Annotated in this window: 15 protein-coding genes and 2 pseudogenes; 8 read left to right on the top strand and 9 right to left on the bottom strand. The window is 70.8% G+C overall.

All coding sequences use genetic code 11. From position 1 onward, the window contains the following. Positions 1 to 224: 224 nt before the first annotated feature. The 3 genes from SSMG_RS09725 to SSMG_RS47590 all read right to left on the bottom strand — a co-directional run bounded on the left by SSMG_RS09725 (position 225) and on the right by SSMG_RS47590 (position 3208). The gene (locus tag SSMG_RS09725) at positions 225 to 1397 is read right to left on the bottom strand and encodes an acetoin utilization protein AcuC (RefSeq protein ID WP_037713124.1); all 1173 of its coding nucleotides are present in this window, start codon (positions 1395 to 1397) and stop codon (positions 225 to 227) included. Between the two features lie 545 nt (positions 1398 to 1942). Then, the gene (locus SSMG_RS09720) at positions 1943 to 2659 is read right to left on the bottom strand and encodes a DJ-1/PfpI family protein (protein ID WP_009075185.1); all 717 of its coding nucleotides are present in this window, start codon (positions 2657 to 2659) and stop codon (positions 1943 to 1945) included. A gap of 201 nt (positions 2660 to 2860) precedes the next feature. After that, positions 2861 to 3208 carry a rhodanese-like domain-containing protein gene (locus SSMG_RS47590; protein ID WP_353611750.1) on the bottom strand — a complete coding sequence of 116 codons (348 nt, stop codon included), beginning with the start codon at positions 3206 to 3208 and terminating at the stop codon, positions 2861 to 2863. 633 nt (positions 3209 to 3841) lie between these two features. Here SSMG_RS47590 and SSMG_RS09710 point away from each other — a divergent pair. The 4 genes and pseudogenes from SSMG_RS09710 to galE all read left to right on the top strand — a co-directional run. Then, positions 3842 to 4450, top strand: a pseudogene (locus tag SSMG_RS09710) (metal-dependent transcriptional regulator); the annotation flags it as partial. A gap of 83 nt (positions 4451 to 4533) precedes the next feature. Next, positions 4534 to 4602, top strand: a pseudogene (locus SSMG_RS47585) (hypothetical protein); the annotation flags it as partial. 58 nt (positions 4603 to 4660) lie between these two features. Then, entirely contained in the window at positions 4661 to 5719 is a 1059-nt protein-coding gene (locus SSMG_RS09705) for a galactokinase (protein ID WP_009075179.1), read from the top strand. A 90-nt stretch (positions 5720 to 5809) separates the two neighbouring features. After that, positions 5810 to 6790: a UDP-glucose 4-epimerase GalE gene (galE, locus tag SSMG_RS09700; RefSeq protein ID WP_009075177.1), complete on the top strand. Its 981-nt coding sequence runs from the start codon at positions 5810 to 5812 to the stop codon at positions 6788 to 6790. Positions 6791 to 7798: 1008 nt separating this feature from the next. Here the strand turns inward: galE and SSMG_RS09695 are convergent. Further along, complete coding sequence (locus tag SSMG_RS09695; protein ID WP_009075175.1) at positions 7799 to 8908, bottom strand: DUF4192 domain-containing protein; 1110 nt, start codon at positions 8906 to 8908, stop codon at positions 7799 to 7801. A gap of 203 nt (positions 8909 to 9111) precedes the next feature. Then, a complete protein-coding gene (locus SSMG_RS09690) occupies positions 9112 to 9963 on the bottom strand; it encodes a M23 family metallopeptidase (protein WP_009075173.1) in 852 nt (283 codons plus the stop codon). Between the two features lie 91 nt (positions 9964 to 10054). Here SSMG_RS09690 and SSMG_RS09685 point away from each other — a divergent pair, with 91 nt between their 5' ends. Further along, complete coding sequence (locus tag SSMG_RS09685; protein WP_009075171.1) at positions 10055 to 11191, top strand: sensor histidine kinase; 1137 nt, start codon at positions 10055 to 10057, stop codon at positions 11189 to 11191. After that, entirely contained in the window at positions 11161 to 11829 is a 669-nt protein-coding gene (locus SSMG_RS09680) for a response regulator transcription factor (RefSeq protein ID WP_009075169.1), read from the top strand. Before SSMG_RS09685 ends, SSMG_RS09680 begins: the two co-directional genes overlap by 31 nt. Here SSMG_RS09680 and SSMG_RS09675 read toward each other — a convergent pair. Beyond that, a complete protein-coding gene (locus SSMG_RS09675; protein ID WP_199785854.1) occupies positions 11805 to 13535 on the bottom strand; it encodes a Xaa-Pro dipeptidyl-peptidase in 1731 nt (576 codons plus the stop codon). The genes SSMG_RS09680 and SSMG_RS09675 overlap by 25 nt on opposite strands. 124 nt (positions 13536 to 13659) lie before the next feature. On the opposite strand from SSMG_RS09675, the gene SSMG_RS09670 reads away from it, so the two are divergent. Beyond that, complete coding sequence (locus SSMG_RS09670) at positions 13660 to 15183, top strand: DUF4139 domain-containing protein (protein WP_037713121.1); 1524 nt, start codon at positions 13660 to 13662, stop codon at positions 15181 to 15183. Between the two features lie 4 nt (positions 15184 to 15187). Here the strand turns inward: SSMG_RS09670 and SSMG_RS09665 are convergent, their stop codons facing one another. Next, entirely contained in the window at positions 15188 to 15619 is a 432-nt protein-coding gene (locus SSMG_RS09665) for a CBS domain-containing protein (RefSeq protein ID WP_009075162.1), read from the bottom strand. Between the two features lie 38 nt (positions 15620 to 15657). Further along, complete coding sequence (locus tag SSMG_RS09660) at positions 15658 to 17127, bottom strand: PLP-dependent aminotransferase family protein (protein WP_009075161.1); 1470 nt, start codon at positions 17125 to 17127, stop codon at positions 15658 to 15660. An 81-nt stretch (positions 17128 to 17208) separates the two neighbouring features. Here SSMG_RS09660 and SSMG_RS09655 point away from each other — a divergent pair, with 81 nt between their 5' ends. Next, positions 17209 to 17787 (top strand): TIGR03086 family metal-binding protein, encoded by a 579-nt coding sequence (locus SSMG_RS09655; RefSeq protein WP_009075160.1) that lies wholly within the window; start codon positions 17209 to 17211, stop codon positions 17785 to 17787. Here SSMG_RS09655 and SSMG_RS09650 read toward each other — a convergent pair. Then, the gene (locus SSMG_RS09650; RefSeq protein WP_009075158.1) at positions 17780 to 18685 is read right to left on the bottom strand and encodes a neutral zinc metallopeptidase; all 906 of its coding nucleotides are present in this window, start codon (positions 18683 to 18685) and stop codon (positions 17780 to 17782) included. The two genes, SSMG_RS09655 and SSMG_RS09650, sit on opposite strands and share 8 nt — an antisense overlap. Positions 18686 to 18779 lie beyond the last annotated feature (94 nt).

Genomic DNA, 18779 nt, shown 5'->3' with positions numbered 1-18779 from the left:
GGTCGCCGAGTGAGCGTCGGGGGCGGGGTCGCCGTCCGGGTGGCGGGAGGTGTTGTCGGTTCCGCCGGGCCCGGTCGCCGAGTGAGCGTCGGGGGCGCGGTCGCCGCCCGGGTGGCGGGAGGTGTTGTCGGTTCCGCCGGGCCCGGTCGCCGGGTCAGCGTCGGGGGCGGGGTCGCCCGGTCCGGGGTCGCCGGAGCCGGGCTGGCGAGGCTGGTCGGGCATGGTCAGTCCCTCGGATCGTCCGGGTCGAGGCCGTGCAGCGGGAAGATCGCGCGGCGGGTGTCGCGGATCGCGATGTCCACCGGGTCGTCCGCGTCGTCGCCCCACGGTTTGAAGGCGGTGTCCTTGCCGTCGGTCATCGCGGCGGGGAGGTCGGCCGCGGGGGCGGCGCGGGTGACCGTCGAGACCCAGCCGGGCGGAAGCGGCGTGTCCGGCGGGACGTCGCGGTCCAGCACGGTCGCCATGAGGTGCGTCCACGAGCGCGGCACCACGCGGATCAGCTGGTATCCCCCGCCGCCGACGGCGAGCCAGCGGCCGTTCGCATAGCGTTCGGCCAGGTCGCGCAGCGTGGAGTAGATGGTGCGGTGTCCGTCGACCGACAGCGACATGTCGGCCATCGGGTCCTCCTCGTGCGAGTCCACCCCGCACTGGGTGACCAGCAGCTGCGGCTGGAACTCTTGCAGCACAGCCGGAACCACCGCGTCGAACGCGCGCAGCCACCCGGGGTCCTGCGTGTGCGGAGGCAGCGGGACGTTCACCGCCGTGCCGGCCGCCTTGCCCTTGCCGATCTCGGCGGAGTAGCCGGTGCCGGGCCAGAGCGTGAACGGGTGCTGGTGCATAGAGACGGTTAGCACGCGAGGGTCGTCGTAAAACGCGGCTTGGACGCCGTCGCCGTGGTGCACGTCGGTGTCGACGTACGCGATGCGGTCGAAGCCGTGGTCAAGCAGCCACGAGATGGCGATCGCGCAGTCGTTGTAAATGCAGAACCCAGACGCGTGATCGCGCATCGCGTGGTGCAACCCGCCCGCGATGTTGACTGCCCGCCGCACCTCGCCGTCGGCGATCTTGCGCGCGGCGAGCAGCGTCGAACCGACGACGAGCGCGGTCGCGTCGTGCATCCCGGGGAACACGGGATTGTCGTCGGTGCCGAGCCCGTGCCCGACGTCCCACCCGACGTTCGGAGCTTCCCGCACGGCGGCCAGGTACTCGGGCGCGTGGACGCGCAGCAGTTCCTCGTCGCCCGCCGCGGTGGGCACGAGCAGCTCGACGCCGTCGAGCACGCCCAGCTCAGTAGCGAGCCGCACGGTGAGGTCGAGCCGGACGGGGTTGAACGGATGCTGCCCGCCCAGGTCGTACTTCAGCAGCGACGGATCCCAGACAACTGCAGGCGACGACATGCACCGCACTGTACTTCCCCGCCGCGCCCGGAGCCGGGTTTCGCAGTGCGGAAGCGACTTGGTGCCGCGCGCCTTCCCCACCGCGCCCCGAACCGGACTCCGCGGCGGGGAAGCCAGTCGACCGCCTGCCACTTCCCCACCGCGCCCCGAACCAGATTCCGTAGCGCGGAAGCCACTCAACCGCCTGCCGCCGCCGCGCCCCGAGCCGGACTCCGCAGCGGGGAAGCCACTCAGCCCCGCGCCCCTTCCCGAAGCAGATTCCGCAGCACGGGAGCCACTCAGCCGTCCGCCCCCGCAAGGTGCCGCAACCCGAGCCGGACTTCGCGACAGGGAAGCCACTCACCGAGCGCCGCCTGCGCCGCCGCGCCCCGAGCCGGATTCCGCGAGGAAGTCACTCGGCCTCCGCATCCCGAACGAGATTCCGCAGCACGGAAGCCGCTCCCCGCGCACCACCTCAACCGCCGCGTATCGAGCGGGATTCTGCGGCGCAGAAGTCGCTCACTTGCCCGCCACTTGCCCGCCGCATCCCGCGGCGGGGAAGCGACTCAGCCGCGCGTCCAGACGACGCCGCGTGCTTCGTACTCGAGCATCTCCTCCAGCCCGGCCGCCGCGTCGGAGCCGAGTTCTCGTTTGACCAGCCACAAGGCCAGGTCGAGCCCGCTGGTGATGCCGCCCGAGGTGACTACGTCGCCGTCGTCGACTACGCGGGCTTTCTTGAGCACCCCGCCCTGCTGGACGAGGGTGTCGGCGGCACCGTGGTGTGTCGTGCACGGACGTCCGCGCACCAGTCCGGCGGCGCCGAGCAGCAGCGTGCCCGTGCACAGCGAGGCCAGGGTCAGACCCTTGCGCGGCGCGGCGGCAAGCGCGTCCGGCAGCACCTTGCGGTCGATCTCCGCCCAGATGCCCGGGCCTTTCCGCTTCGCGTAGCCGCCGCCGGGCACGACGATGATGTCGGCGTCCTGCGGAGACCAGCCCCGTTCGACCTCCACCTTCGTCCCGTACGCCGCGCGCACGACGCCCGGTCCGTCCACTCGCACGTACGAAACGTCCGTCCCGCGCTTCGTGTGCATGCCCGCTGCGGAGAACACCTCGTACGGACCGGCGAAGTCCTGTTCCTCGACGCCGTCGAACAACACGACCTGCACTCGCAACGGCCGCCGCGCCGACGTTGCCCCGGTCGTCGCCTCAGCCTCCGCAGGCAACGCGGCCGCCATCGCCGCTCCGGCCGCCGCCGACCCGCGCAGGAATGTTCTTCGCTCCATGAAAGCCGCCTCTCGCCTGGAAAACCCATCCGGACGAGAAGTCGGTGCACAGCGCCGAAAGTTCTGGCGAATTCAGCCGTATTCGGGACCGGTGGCAGGCGGCTCCGGGCCACACGACCAGAAGTCCCGGCAACTTCAGCCGCGCTCGGGACCAGTGGCCGGAGGCCGCTCCGGGCCACACGGCCAGAAGTCCCAGCAACTTCAGCCGCGCTCGGGACCGGTGGCTGCGGGCCGCTCCGGGTTACGCGACCAGTGCGACCACGATCCCGCGTACAGCGCGGCGGGTTCCGGATGCCCGGCGACCTCCAGCGCGAGCACCACCGACGACGCCGTGACGCCCGAACCGCAGTAAGCGCCGACCGGAACTCCGCTGGTCAAGCCGAGCGAAGCGAACCGCTCGGCGAGCTCGGACGGCGACTTCCAGCGGCCGTCCGCACCGGCGTGCTCGGACGACGGCGCGCTGACCGCACCGGGGATGTGCCCGGCCCGCGGGTCGACCGGCTCGGTCTCGCCGGTGTAGCGGACGTGCGCCCGCGCGTCGAACAGCACTCCTTCGCGCGCGAGCGCCGCCGCGTCGTCCGCCGACAGGACAAAGAATCGCGCCCGGCCGGACCTCGATGTCGCCCGGCTCCGGCGAAGGCGCCTCGGCCGTCACTTCCCGCCCCTCGTCCAGCCACGCTGCGTAGCCGCCGTCGAGCACCGCGTCCTCCATATGGCCGGCCCCAGCGCAGCAGCCACCAGGCGCGCGCCGCGACCCGAGCCGTCGGCGTCGTCGTAGACGACCACCGGCCGCCCCGCACGGACCCCGGCTTTTGCGCAGCTCGCGCTGCAACACGGCCGGGTCGGGCAGCGGGTGGCGGGCCGCCCTCGCCGGGCGGCGCGGCCAGCGCCGTGTCGAGGTCGACGAACACCGCCCCGGGCACGTGACCCTCCTGGTAGGACTCCGCTCCCGGAGGTCCGCCCAGCCGCCAGCGGACGTCCAGCACGACGGGACGTTCGCGGTCGGGGAACGCGGCGAGCTCAGCGGGCGAGATCAACGGTCGCATGGCCCCATCCTGCAGGTCCGGACGCGGTTCGCGCAGCACGGCAGGACTTTTCGCCGGGGCCGGGCCGTTACGCCGAGGCGAGCCGTCGCTGTCGGGGCCAACGACTACGATGAGCTACGCGGACGAAGGGGACAGCGTGAACGATCTCATCGACACCACCGAGATGTACCTGCGTACTATCTACGAGCTCGAAGAGGAAGGGGTCGTCCCGCTGCGGGCCCGGATCGCCGAGCGCCTGCAGCAGAGCGGGCCCACCGTGAGCCAGACCGTGGCCAGGATGGAGCGCGACGGGCTGGTCGTCGTCGCGGACGACCGGCATCTGCAGCTCACCGACCACGGCCACGACCTCGCCGTCGCGGTCATGCGCAAGCACCGGCTCGCCGAGCGCCTCCTCGTCGACGTCATCGGCCTCGAGTGGGAGCACGTGCACAACGAGGCGTGCCGCTGGGAGCACGTGATGAGCGAGGCCGTCGAGCGCAAGCTGGTGAAGCTGCTCGACCACCCGACCACGTCGCCGTACGGCAACCCGATCCCCGGCCTCGACAAGCTCGGCGACGGCGATCCCGCGCCGCGCGCCGAGGACGGCCTGGTGCGGCTCGACGAGTTCGCCCGCACCGGCGGCGGCGAGGTGGAGATCCGCCGCATCGCCGAGCACGTGCAGCTCGACGAGTCGCTGCTCACCGAACTGCGGACGGTCGGGATCGTGCCCGGCGGGCTCGTCACGGTCGGCAAGGCGTCCGGCGGCAGCGCGACCGTCGAGGTCAAGGGCACCGAGACCACGGCGCAGGTGTCCACCGCGGCGCTGCACGCCGTGCTGGCGCTCGCCAAGTGACCCCGGCGACCGACGCGGCGCGCGCGTTCCAGGACGTCCACGGGCGGGCCCCGGCAGGCGTGTGGTCCGCGCCGGGCCGGGTGAACCTGATCGGCGAGTTTTTTTTTTTACAACGACGGTTTCGTGCTGCCCTTCGCGCTCCCGCACCGGCTGGCCGCGGCCGCGTCCCCGCGCGAGGACGGCAAGCTCCAGGTCGCCACCCTCGGCGACGACGGGCAGCTGCAGCACTCCGGACCGCACGACATCGCCGCGCTCGAACCGGGTTCGGTCGACGGATGGGCCGCGTATCCCGCCGGCGTGGCGTGGGTGCTGCGCGACCAGGGCTACGCGGGCGGCGCCGACGTGGTCATCGCCGGCGACGTGCCGTCCGGGGCGGGGCTTTCCTCCTCTCACGCGCTGGAATGCGCGGTTTCGCTGGCTTTGCTGGGCGTCGCCGGGGTGGAACTCGAGGACGGCGGGGCGGGCACTCCCGCGCGCCCGGAGATCGCGCGCTGGGTGCAGCGGTCGGAAAACGACTTCGTCGGCGCGCCCACCGGGCTGCTCGACCAGACGGCGTCGCTGTGCTGCGAGGACTCGCGGGTGCTGTTCCTCGACGTCCGCTCGGGCGAGATGGAGCAGGTCCCGTTCCCGCTCGCCGAGGCCGGGCTCCGGGTGCTGATCATGGACACCCGCACCAAGCACTCCCACACCGACGGCGGCTACGGCGCGCGGCGGCGCGGCACCGAGCGCGCGGCGGAACTGCTCGGCGTGAAGGCGCTGCGCGACGTCACGCTCGACGGGCTGGAGGCGGCCCTCGCGCAACTGCCCGAGGAGCTGGTTCCGCTGGTGCGCCACGTGGTCACCGAGAACCAGCGGGTGCTCGACGTGGTCGCGTTGCTGCGCGAGAAGAAGCTCGCCGAGATCGGGCCGTACCTCGACGCCTCGCACGTGAGCATGCGCGACGACTACCGCATCTCGACGCCGGAACTGGACCTCGCGGTCGATTCGGCCCGTTCGGCCGGGGCGCTGGGCGCGCGGATGACCGGCGGCGGGTTCGGCGGCTCGGCGATCGCGCTGGTCCGCGACGAGGATCTGGACGAAGTTCGCACCGCGGTCGAAACCGCCTGCGAGCAGGCCGGATTCCGTCGTCCGCGGATGTTCACGGCGGTGCCGTCGCGCGGCGCGGGCCGCGACGAGTCCTGATTTCCGGAGCAACCCCCGGAGGGTCCGTCGCGTCGTGGTGAGGGGAGACTGAGCCGCAGAGTCGCCGCTCCTCAGCAGAAAGGCCTTGACGTGACGGACCAGCAAAGCCCCCTGAAGCTCATCGTGACGGGCGGCGCGGGGTACGTGGGCAGCGTGTGCGCCGCCCGCCTCATCGAAGCCGGTCACCAGGTCACCGTGGTGGACGACCTGTCGACCGGGCACGCGGACGCGGTGCACCCGCAGGCGCGCTTCGTCGAGGGCGACGCCGCCGAGGCAGCCGCGGACCTGCTCGGCGAAGGCTTCGACGGCGTGTTGCACTTCGCGGCGAAGTCGCTGGTGGGCGAATCGATGGCCGACCCGGCGAAGTACTGGGAAGGCAACGTGGTGACCTCGCTGCGGCTGCTGGAGGCGATGAAGAAGCACGGCACGCCGCGCCTGGTGTTCTCCTCCACCGCCGCGACCTACGGCGAGCCGGACGTGTCGCCGATCCCGGAAACGGCCCCGACGCAGCCGACCAACACCTACGGCGCCACGAAGCTCGCCATCGACCACGCGATCACCAGCTTCGCCCGCGCCCACGGCATCGCCGCGGTCAGCCTGCGCTACTTCAACGTGGCCGGCGCGTACGGCGCATACGGCGAACGGCATGCCACCGAAACCCATCTCATTCCTCTCGTCCTCCAGGTCGCCACCGGCGACCGCGAACACATCTCCATCTACGGCGACGACTACCCGACGCCCGACAAAACGGCCGTCCGCGACTACATCCACGTGGTCGACCTCGCCGACGCCCACCTCCTCGCCCTGCGCCACGCCGTCGAGGGCGAGCACCGCATCTACAACCTCGGCAGCGGCACCGGGTTCTCGGTGCTGGAAGTCGTCGAGGCGTGCCGCCGGGTCACCGGGCACGCGATCCCCGCCGTCGTGGCCCCGCGCCGCGCCGGGGACCCGTCGGTGCTGGTCGCCTCCAGCGACAAGGCCAACGGCGAACTCGGGTGGACGCCCAAGCTGACCGACCTCGACGGGATCGTGTCGGACGCTTGGCAGTTCACCCAGTCGCGTCGTTCCTGACGGCTTTTTCGGGCCGTGCTTCGGTCCGGGGCGGGATTCGGGTGGATCCCCGCTCCGGAGCCGTTGCGGGGAGTAACCGGCATCGGCCTGGCTCGCCGTCGCGGACGCTGACAGTCCACTCAGGACTGATCAGCGCGGTGCTGCGGGAGGGATTTCAGTTCGAGCACGTCCGCGAAGGCCGCACTGTCTCGGCACGATGCATGCCACTCAGCGCCGCCGGGATTTCCAGAATCCTCGCCCCGCCACCGCGGTGACGAAGCCTTCGACTCGGGCCCATTCCCCGGCGGCGGTGCCGACGGTTCGGGCGAGGGCGACGGCTGCACCGGCCCGATGCCGCCGGAGGGGTGCGCTGCTCTGCTCGCCACCTCTGGCAGAACCGGTGCCGAACAGAGCAGCGCCGGGACTTCCCTGAACGCACGCCTCACGCTGCGGCGACGGACCGATACATCACGGGTTCACGCCCGCTCTGCTCACCTCCTCCGGCACACCAAGCGCCAAACAGAGCAGCGCCAGGACTTCTCGTCCCCTCACCACAGCGACAAACCGATACCTCACGCTCTCCACCCCGCCTCAGCCACAGCAGGCACCAAGCAAAGCAGCGCCAGAACCACGCCGAACACACGCCGACGCCGCGGTGAGAAACCGATACATCACGGGCTCATGCCAGCTCTCCACACCGCCCCGGCACACCAGGCGCCAAGCAAAGCTGCGCCAGAACCTCCCCGAACACACGCCGACGCCGCGGCGACGGACCGTTACATCACGGGCTCGTGCCCACTCACCGCTCCGGGCACGCCTGGTGCCAAACAAGACCAGCGCCGGGACTTCTCCGAACACTCAACGCCGTGATGAACCGGTTCGGCTCGGGTTCATGGCCGCTCTCCGCACCGTTCGGGCAGAACGGAAGCCAAACAAGGGTCGCAGCTCCAGCTCATGTCCGCACTCCACCCTTACGACGGCCGTAAAGACCGGCCCGTCGCCCACGACCGGGATGGCCGTCGAGCATGGTCATTCCATCTCCGTCGGCGGCTCGGATCTTCGGCCTGGACCCGGCTCGTCGGCATCCGGCTCCGGTGGCGGGGACAATCCGAGATCCGCCGCGGTGCTGAAGTCGGCTAGGCCGGTCAGTTTCGCCGGGTCCGTGCCGATGTTCCAGGCCGCCTGCAACAGCTGCGCCACCAAATGCTCCGGGTCGGCTTCCACCGCGTTCGCCAGGGCCATCCCGGCGAGCGCGCCTTCCCCGCGCATCAAGGCGGTGTAGCCGAGATGCATCGCGGCTTCGGCTCGGTGCGGCGGGGGCAGTTCGCGGACCAGCGTCAGCCATACCTCCTCCGCCTCGCGGGTCAGGGACGTGTGCGGCGGGACGGCGAGGGCTAGGCAGGCGTCGCGGACCGGGGTGAACATCAGTGCGTGGGCGAGGCGGACAGCTTGGTCGTCGTCGGGAGGGCCCGCACCTCGGCGTTGGCGGAGGAACGCGTCACGGAGTTCGGTGACTGCGGCGTTCAGGACATCGCTCGACGACATTCCGGGGCGGTACAACGGTTCCGGGCAGGACGCCAACAGCTCAGCGCGGCGGGCGATCGCTTCCGGGCAGCGCGGTTCGAGCACCGCAGCCAGTTCTTCGCGGCTGCGGAAGACTACGAACCCAGCCTCGGTGGTCGCGGCGGCGATGACGGTTTCCTGCGGATCGGGCAGAACACCGCTGCAGTCGGGATCCCGGTAGCACGACCAAGGTGCACCGGGTTCGATCTCGGGGGTCCACAGGGCGTGGAACAGGCGGAGGTGGTGCCGTTTCAGGCCGCGCTCTAGCTCGGCTACGAAGGTTCTGTGGGGTGGACCGTTGTCATCTCCTGAACCGCCGACGATGACGACGGTGACACCGTTGTGCTCGTGGTCGTCGAAGCGTGGGATGAGCGCATCCGCTTGCTGTGCTTGAAGTTCTCGCGGCGGAAGGTCCGCACGCAGCATCAGGCCGATCGTCGTGCCGGGGACGCGGTGGCCCAGCAGGACGAGGGATTCGGCGGGGCGGAAGCCGAGCAGGTACGGGAGCGAGGCGATGAGGTCGGCCGGGTTGCTGAGGGTGGCCCGGGAGATGCCGGGCGGCGTCGAGGTGGTCACGCCTCCACTGTGCGCCGCGAGCCGGCGAATCGGGGCCGGCTAAGCAAATCTGTGGACGGCAGCAGGCGGTTGTGGACAACCGGGTCGAGGGTGGGGACAACTCGCGGAAATTGTCGGTGGGGTGTGCATCGGCGAGCAAAGTCCACAGTAGACACAGCGCTGCCGGGGCCGGACCGGGCCCCGGCAGCGCTGGCGAAAACCGATCAGCCGCAGTGTTCGAACGGGCTCTCGTACGACGAAGAGCCGACCGAACCGCCCCACTTGACGCAGGTGGAACCGGCGATCTTCTTCACCGGGCCGGCGTAGTAGGTGAAGCTCCCCGAGTCGGTCGCCCTGGTCGAGCCCTGCACTTCAAGGAACGCCGAGACCGGGCTGGCCGTCCCGAGGGAAACCGCCTTCAGGGTCGTCACGCAGTTCTCTTTGGAGGTCGAGTTGTACAGCAGGTACGCGGTGCCCGCCGTCCCCAGCGCCTGCTGGTCGATCACCGAAAAGCCCGACCCGCACACCTGGGTCGCCGAGTACGGGTTGCCGCCGCAGCCGTTCTTGCTCGTGAAGTCCTTCTTGCCGTAGTACGGCACCGCGACGCCGTTCAGCACGGCCTTCTGCGTCACGCCGTTCAAGTTCTCTTCGAAATGCAGGTGCGGGCCGGTGACCCCGCCGGTGGCGCCTGCCTTGCCGATCTCCTTGCCCTGCCCGACGCTCTGGCCCACCGAGACTTCCTGCTCGGACAGGTGCGCGTACCGGGTCCGCCAGCCGCCGCCGTGGTCCAGTTCGATCCAGCGGCCGTAGCTGGTGCTGCCCTCGTTCGCGACGCGGGTGACCGACCCGGGCGCGGCCGCGAGGACCGGCATGCCGGTGATGCCGGACTTCTGGAAGTCGACCGCGTTGGCCGGGTTGTGGCCGCTGAAGGTCGCCGCGGTGACCGTGACGCCGCACTTGAACGGCACCTGGAAGTTGGGGGCCGCGGACGCCGTCGACTGGGCGGCGAGCGTCAGGCCGCACGCGGGCAAGGCCACCGCGGCCGCGACCGCCGCGAACCGTCTCAATCTGGACATGGGGCGTACCTCCTGGTGGGGGAAATGTCCGACGCCCTCCAGCCAAGCCCGAGCCAGTACATTTTCCGTACAAGACGACACGGGAGGGCCCATGGGCACACCGGCGGCCTCGCTCGCCAGGGCGCGGCGGCGGTTCGAGGGCGCCGACTGGGTGCGCTGGGGCGTGCTCGCCGTGCCGCCCCTGTTCGCGATCCCGAAAGCGCACGCCTGGACGTGGCCGCTGATCGGGCTGATCCTCGTGCTATCCGTCCCGGCGCTCTGGCTCACCCGCGAGTCGAAGCCGCGCTGGCTGATGCCCGCGACCATGATCGCCGTGGTGACGGCCGCCGGTGCGCTCTGGATCCTGCAGCCGAGCAGCTGGACCTCGACGACGATGTTCGGCGCGGCGTTCTACACCCTGCGCGTGTCCGGCCGGCTCGCCGCAGGAATCGCGCTCGCCCTGGCCTCCGCGGCCATCCTCGTCTGGTCGATCCGCTACGACCTCGACTGGCTGAACGCGGTCGCCCTCTTCGCGATCCTCGTCGTGATGGTCCTGCTCGCCGCCAACCGCCGGAGCCGCGCGGAGCGGCTGGAACAGACCGAACTCGCGCTCGCCCGCGCCCAGACCGCCAGCGAGGAGCACGCCCGCGCGGCCGCTCTCGCCGAACGCGCCCGCATCGCCCGCGAGCTGCACGACGTCCTCGCGCACTCCCTCGCCGGTCTCGCGCTCAACCTCCAGGGCGCGCGCCTGATGCTGGTCCGCGACGGTGCGAGCGAAGAGTCTCTCGCGCAGATTGAACGCGCGCAGAAGCTTGCGACGGACGGTCTCGCCGAAGCACGCAAGGCCGTCGCCGCGCTGCGCGAAGACGCCGTACCCGTCGAGCGCGCGGTCTCGGACCTTCTCGCCGCGTACCGGCTCGACACCGGCTCTCGCGCCGACCTGACGATCGAAGGCGAACCGCGCGAGCTAGACGCAGCCGTCGGCACAACGCTCGTACGCGCCGTACAGGAAGCCCTCGCCAACTCGCGCAAACACGCGCAAGGCCCCGCCGTCGACGTCACGGTGGCCTTCGACAACGACAAAGTCGACTTAACGATCATCGACCACCAAGGCCGCCGTCCGCCGGAGCCGCCGTCGCCGGGATACGGTTTGCGCGGCATGGGCGAACGGGTCGCACTGTTGAACGGGAAGCTCGAATGCGGCCCTGGGGAGGACGGATGGCGGATTCAGCTGACGGTGCCGGCGTGACGCTGCGCGCGGTGCTAGCCGACGACCAGGCTGTAGTGCGCGAAGGGCTCGTCACGCTCCTCGGGTTGCTGCCTGGCATCGAGGTGGTCGGCGCGGCCGCAGACGGCGTACAGGCTCTCGAACTTGTCGCGGAGCACCAGCCGGACGTACTGCTCGTCGACCTGCGCATGCCCAACCGCGACGGCGTCGAGACGACCGAACTGGTTCGCGCGCAGCATCCGAAGACCGAGGTAGTCGTCCTCACCACGTACGCCGACGACGACTCCCTGCTCGCCGCGCTCAAAGCCGGTGCCCGCGGCTTCCTCACCAAGGACACCGATGCCGAAGCGATCGCCCGCGCGCTCCGCTCAGCGGCGGCTGGCCAGTCCACTGTGGACGGCGAGCTTCAGCGACGGCTGGTGGCCGCCGCGACCAGCCGCGCGCCGGTGCGCACGAAGGAGCTGGAAGGCCTCACCGCGCGCGAAGTCGAGGTGTTGCGGCTGATCGCCGCCGGTCTGTCGAACACGGAGATCGCGCGCACCCTCGTGGTCAGCGAGGCGACGGTGAAAACGCACGTCAATCACCTGTTCTCCAAGGCCGGTCTGCGCGACCGCGCCCAGGCCGTCGCCTTCGCCTACCGCGCCGGGATCGCCGAGTAGAACGCCTTCTTCCCGCCGACGATCGGCAACGTCACCGTCGTCCCGGTCAGATCGAGCGACAGCCCGGCGCCCGGCTGCGGCCGCAGCGTGAAGTCGTGGTCGCTGGAGGCCAGCACGAACTCCAGGCGATGCCCGGCGGCCACGACGTAGTCCTTCGGCATCAGCGAAACCTCGATGCGGTACCGCTGTCCGGGGGTGATCGGCGACGTGACCGACGGGCTGATCCGGTTCTGCGGATCCGTCCAGCCGCGGCTGATCACGTGCGAGGTGCCGTCCGGCGCCCGGTCCAGCAGCACCGCGGTGACGTTCGCGGCCGGGCGGTCGAACGACAGCCGCAGTTCGGCTTTCGCCGTGCCCGACAGCCGGACCGGCGCCGTGGCCGCGGAAGTGCGGTAGCGCAAGCGGTTCCCGGACGACGCCGCGTCGGCGAGCTGTTCGATCTTCTTGCTCGCGTCGTCGGCCAGCGATTCGACGGTCGGACGGCCGGGCACCGGGTGCCGGTCGAGCGCCCCGGTCGAACGTCCGCCCGGCCACGGGTGCAGTTCGACGTCCGAGGTGCCCGGGGCGGGCCATTCGGCCTCGTCGACCCACGTTTTGTCCTCGCGCTGGATGGTCGCCTTCGGCTCGCGCTCGATCCCGTTGTCGACCCCGTAGAGATAGTGCGACATCCACTTGTTCAACGTCGTGAGCCAGACGTCGCGGCGCAGCGAAATCGGGTCCGCGTGGCCGGATTGGTGCAGCCAGATCTTGTGCTCGACGCCGTGCTTCTTCAGCGCTTCGTACCACGTCGCGACCTGCTCGGTCTTCACGTTCCAGTCGTTCAGACCATGCACCGCGAGCACCGACGCGTGCACCTTGCCGACGTCGTTGCGGTAGTTCCGCACGTCCCAGAACTGGCTGTAGTCCCCCGTCACGCGGTCTTGCGCGGCAGTGAGACCGTCGATGACCGGACGGCAGATCTGCTGGTCAGCGCGCGAGTAGACGTAGCCGGCGAGCACGTCCGTGTCCTCGCCCTGGTATCCGCCGGGAGCCACGACCGCGCCGGCATTGCGGTAGTAGCCGTACCAGCTCGAAATGGCAGCGATCGGCACGATCGTTTCGAGCCCTTCGACGCCGGTGCTGGCGACCGCGTTGGGCAGCGTGCCGTTGTACGACACGCCCATCATGCCGGTCTTCCCGGTGCTCCAGCTCGCCGTGACGGGCGCTCCGGCCTGGTCGTGCGCGGAAGCGCGGCCGTTCAGCCAGTCGACCACCGAGCGCGCGCCGATCGTCTCGTTCACGTCGCCGGTCGTCGGACAGCCGGTGGACAAGCCGGTGCCGAGCGATTCGCCGTACACGACAGCGAATCCGCGCGCGGTGAAGTAATTCTGGTAGCTCCAGCCGATCGGCGACGCGACGTGCGGGCCAGGCACGTACAGCTCGGTGTCGACGTTGTGGTTCGGTACGTCGTTGCCGCCCGCGAAATACGGGCTCGCTTCGTACACGACGGGCACCTTCATGCCCTGCTCCGTGGCGCGCGGACGCACCACCTGCGCGTGTACGAGGTCAGGCTTGCCGTCGTGGTCGCTGTCGACGGGCGCGGTGACCCAGACGTCCTCGCGGATGACGTCAGCCGGATCGAAGACCGGCTGTGCTTGGCCGTCGGTGAAAACCGGCGCGGGCGGCGAAGCCGCTTCAGCGACCGCGGGCACGGACAACGTGGCCACTGCGACGAAAACGGCAGCGACCCGAGCGGCAACTCCCACCAGAACCCCCAAGCTGGACGAAGCAGGCGAGCAAGTTGAGACTTCCGTCAACCGCAAGTCGCGTCAACCGACTAACGTCGGAGCCATGGACGCACCGATAGTCACGGTCACGGTCTATCCGCAGCACGCGCGCGTCACCCGCCGCTGTCAGGTCACTCCGGCCGACGGGTCCCGCGTAGAGATCACCGGTCTCCCCCTGTCGCTCGACGCTGCTTCGGTGCGTGTGAGCGGCGCGGGCGACGCGTTGGTCACGGGCGTCGACGTCGCGTACGCACAACACGCCGCGCCCGCGGACCCGACGCTGCGCGCGCTCGTGGAGCAGCGTCGCGAGGCACAAGCGACTGTCGACGAAGTCGCGGACGACGAGAGCGCAGCAGCAGCGCGCGTCGATCTGTTGACCGGCGTGTCGCGACGCAGCGGAGCAAGCTTCGCGAAAGCGTTGGCTGGCGGCGACGCGGAACCGGCGCGCGTCCAGGAAGTGAGCGAAGCGCTCAGCACGCAGTTAGCCGTGGCGCTCAAGGAACGTCGCGCGCTCGCCACGAGGCTGGAGCGGTTGCGCGAAGACCTCGCCGCGCTCGACCGGCAGATCGAAACGCGCAGCACACAGTCCGAACAGGACAGTTCAACCATCGTGGTGGAGCTGGAATCCCCAGCCACCGCCGAAATCGAACTGTCCTATGTGGTCCCCGGCGCGCGCTGGGAACCGGGCTACGACGTCCGCGTACGCGGCACCGACGTCACCGTCACCTCCTACGGGCTGGTCAGCCAGCACACCGGCGAGGACTGGCCGGAATGCGAGCTGACGCTGTCCACCGCGCGCCCGGCGAACACCGTCGTGATCCCGGAACTCCAGCCCTGGTACCTGGATCGACAGCAACCGGAGCGCCGCTCGATGATGCCGCCCGCGCCCGCCGCGATGGCGGCGTACGGCGGTGCCGCGCCCGCAGGTCGGGACGGCTTCGCCGCGCACGTCGCCGAAGTCGAGCAAGGCGCCACCGCGGTCACCTTCCGCCCCGCCCGCCCGGTCGCGATCCCGTCCGGCGCGCAAGGCCACCGGACCACGCTCGCCCAGCTGGACTTCACCGCTGAGCTGGATTACGTCACCGCGCCGACGCAGGCCGAAGAGGCATATCTGCGCGCGAAGGTGGTCAACACCGGCGAGCACACGCTCCGCGCCGGTCGCGCCGCGGTGTTCCACGAAGCCGAATTCGTCGGCAGCACGCACCTGGAACTGTGGGCACCGGGCGAGGAACGCGAACTCGCGCTCGGCGTCGACGACCGGATCCGCGTCGAGCGAGAACTGGTCAAGCGCAGTGCCAGCAAGGCGACCTTCTCCGCGCAACGCCGCCGCGAAGCCGACTACCTGACCACGGTGACCAACCACAGCCCGCGCGAAGCCGTCGTGGCCGTGCTCGACCAAGCCCCGGTCTCGCGGGACGACGCGATCACCGTAAGAGACCTGCGGCTCAGCCCGGAGCCGGTCGAGCGCACCGAACTGGGCCAGTTCACCTGGCGGCTCACGATCGCGCCCGGGGCGTCCGCGACGGTTTCGCTCGGCTACCGGGTGGACGTCGCGAAGGGCGTCGAACTCAGCGGCTGGCGCGAGTGAGGCGTCAGCCCTGGGAGATGTAGGCCTCCAGCTGTTCCTGGCTCTGTTCCAGCTGCTCCATCCGGATCTTCACCACGTCGCCGATGCTCACGATGCCGGCGAGGCGCCCGCCGTCGAGCACCGGCACGTGCCGGATCCGCCGTTCGGTCATCACGACGCTGAGCCGGTCCACCGGATCGTCCGGGGTGCAGCTGGCGACCATGGTGGTCATGATGTCCGCGACCGGCCCTTCGAGGACCGCGGGACCGTGGTCGTTGAGCTTGCGCACGACGTCGCGTTCGGACACGATCCCGGCGATCCCGCCTTCGGCGTCCACGACGACCATCGCGCCGACGTTGTGCCGGGCGAGTCCCGCCAGCAGCTCGGCGACCGTCGTCCCCGGCGACACAGTGGCGACCGTCGCGCCCTTGCGCTGAAGCACATCCGCGATCCGCATGGCGATGCCCTCTCCTCGGTGAGTCGGGTCACCCCAGGTTAGGGCCCCGCCGCCGACTGCGAAAGTCCAGCGGGACGCGTCCGTTCGTGGTAACGCGTTCCTCCGTCGAACACCCGGCGCAACCGGGCGAGGCCGGGCCCGATCTCCTCCGCCGCGATCGCGCCGTAGCCGAACAGCAGCCCGTGCCGCCGTGCCGACACGGAGAAATCGCCGAGCGAGAACAGCCGGACGCCCGCCTCGGACGCCTTCCGCGCGAAGCCGCGCAGATCCCGGTCCGCCGACGCGCTCAGGTGCAGCCCCGCCGACGCGGGAACCGGTTCCAGCACGTCGCCGAATTCGGCCCGGAGGCGGACGACGAGGAGGTCGTGCCGGGCGCGGTAGATACCGCGCATCCGGCGGACGTGCCGGGCGAACCCGCCTTCGGCGAGGAACGCCGCGACCACCGCTTGCTCGATGCCCGGGGAATGCCAGTCGGCGAGGTATTTCGCCTTCACGATCGCCTCGGCGAGAGCGGGCGGCGCGGCGAGGAAACCCAGTCGCAGCGCGGGCGACAGGACCTTCGAGAACGAGCCGACGTAGACCACCCGGCCGTGGGAATCCAAGCTGTGCAACGGTTCCAGCGGTCGCCCGGAGTAGCGGAACTCGGTGTCGTAGTCGTCCTCGACCACGACCGCTCCGTTGTCCTCGGCCCAGTCCAGCAGCGCTCGCCGGCGAGACGGCGACATCGCGACCCCGAGCGGGTACTGGTGCGACGGCGTCACGTGCACCAGCCGCGTGCCGGGCGGAATCGCGTCGACCACGAGGCCCTCGTCGTCCACCGGGACCGGCGCGACGCGCACCCCGAGCGTGCCCAGGAGCAACCGCGGCGGCGGGTAGCCGGGATCCTCGACCGCGGCCAGGTCGCCGGGCCGCAACAGGACTCGCGCGACGAGGTCGATCGTCTGCTGCGCGCCCGAAGTGATCACGAGGTGGTCCGGGTGCACGCGAACGTTCCGGGACACCGCGAGGTGCCGCGCGAGTTCGGTCCGCAGCCGGGGATCGCCTTGCGGTTCGCCGTACGTCATCAGCTCCGCGCGGGAACTGCGCAACGCCTGGGTCGTCAGCCGTCGCCAGGTGTCGAACGGAAACAGCCGCACATCCGGCACCCCGGCACGGAAATCGAACTCCGGCGCGGTGGTGAACGCTTTCGGCGGCGCGGGCACGTCTGTCCACTCTGGACGCGGCTGGACGCCCTCCGCGGGCCCCGCCGGTTCGGCGGGCCGGGGCGCGGCGCCGGCCCGCACGTAGGTACCCGCTCCGACCCGTCCGGTGAGGAATCCTTCCGCGGTGAGGCGTTCGTACGCCGCGGTGACGGTGGTGCGCGAAACGGCCAGCCGGTGCGCCAGTTCCCGGGTCGGCGGCAGCACGTCGCCGTCGCGCAGCCGCCCGTCGAGCACCGCTTCGCGGATCTGGCGGTAGATCTCGTCACGATGGCCGCGGGTGCCGGACAGGTCGAGGTGCAGGTCCACGCGTCCAGCCTAGATTGGTCCACCGCAGTTGGCTCCGCTTTGGCTCTCTTCCTGGACCGATCCGCCGGTTAGCGTGAGCCCATGACCACGTTCGACCTCGACCGGCAGTCCCTGCTCGTCCTCGACCCGATCGTCTCGAAGCTCACCCCGGCGGATCTCGACCGGCCCACGCCGTGCGCTGGCTGGACGCTCGCCGACCTGCTCCGCCACCAAGTCAGCGAAAACCACGCCTTCGCCGAAGCCGCGCGCAACGGCTCCGCGAAGGACTGGGACAGCGGTCAGCTCGGCGAAGACCCGTACGCCGCGTACGCAGCTTCGGTGACCGACTACCTCGCCGCGTACGGCGAAGCCGACGTCGCGGAACGCCAGATCGCCATCAACACCTTCGGCACCTTCCCGGGCACAGTCGCGATCGCGATGCACCTCGTCGACACCGTCGCGCACGGCTGGGATATCGCCAAGACCCTCGACGTCGCCTACGACCCGGTGCCCGAAGCAGTGCACGCCGCGCTGCAGTTCGCCCTCATGATCCCGACCGATCCGGAGGAACGCGTCGAGCGCGGGACCTTCGCGCCGGTGGTGCCCGTCAGCACCGACGAAAGCGAACTGGACCAGTTCCTCGGCCTGCTGGGCCGCGACCCGCAGTGGCGCGTCAGCTGACCTTGTCCGCCGGGGCCGACCAGGTGTCGCAGGCGGCCGGGCCGGCTCCGGTGTACCCGGCCTTCGCCCAGGCCAGCTGGTTCGCGCGGGTGCCGTGGTCGCCGCTGTCGTCGGCGCGGCCGTAGTCGGCGACGGCGGCGTTCGCGGTGGCCCGGCTGATCGAACCGCGGTCCGCCGCGGCGTTGAGGAACAGCGCGCCGAAGCAGTTCGCCTGCAGTTCGATCCGGCGTACGACCGCCTTGTCCGCGTCGCTGCTCGGCTCCGGCGAACCCATCTCCGTGCTCGCCGCGTCGAGGATGCCGCTCTCGCGCTGGACGTGATGGCCGTACTCGTGCGCAAGCGTCGCCAGGTGCCGCGCCCGGCTCAGCCCGGCGTCCGACAGCATCCACTCGGTAGGCGCGTAGATGGTGGCGTCGCCGCCGCAGTAGTACGCGACCGCTTCGTTCTTGGACGGCGCGTTGCCGCACGCGCTGGTCTTCGGCAGCGTGACCGACACCTTGACCGGCAGGTTCGGCTCGTCCGCCTTGTCCAGCGCGGGCTGCCACGCCTGCTTCAAACAGCCCACGAGCGCCGTGTAGAAGGTCTTGAGCTGCTCCGCGTCGCGGCTCAGGTCCGGCAGGTCGCACGCCACGCGACCGAGCGCGACCCCGTCGGCCAGCAGCGGATTGCCGCTCAGCTTGCGCACTGGTTTCGCGTCCTGGCGATCCGGCATCGCGTCGGCGTCCGGGGCCGCGATCGCGTGCCCGGACAGCTCGTGCGGCACCGCGGCCATCAGCGCGAGCGTGACCGCGACAATGGCCGCCGCGGCGACCGCGCCCAGCGCTTTGCCCGGTTTCCGGCGCGGCGGCGGTGGCTGCGGCGCGGGCGGAGGCCACGGGCCTCCGGCGTGATACGTCATTCCTCCCCCTCCCGGCCAGCATACGGAGGCCGCGCGCCGGCCTGGATCACGAAACGGGAACGCCGGGCTCCTGGCCTGATCCGCGACGGACAGC

The sequence above is a fragment of the Streptomyces sp. AA4 genome, assembly GCF_000158875.1.
Classification (GTDB): Bacteria; Actinomycetota; Actinomycetes; order Mycobacteriales; family Pseudonocardiaceae; genus Amycolatopsis.
This window is presented reverse-complemented; position numbering and strand designations above follow the sequence as displayed.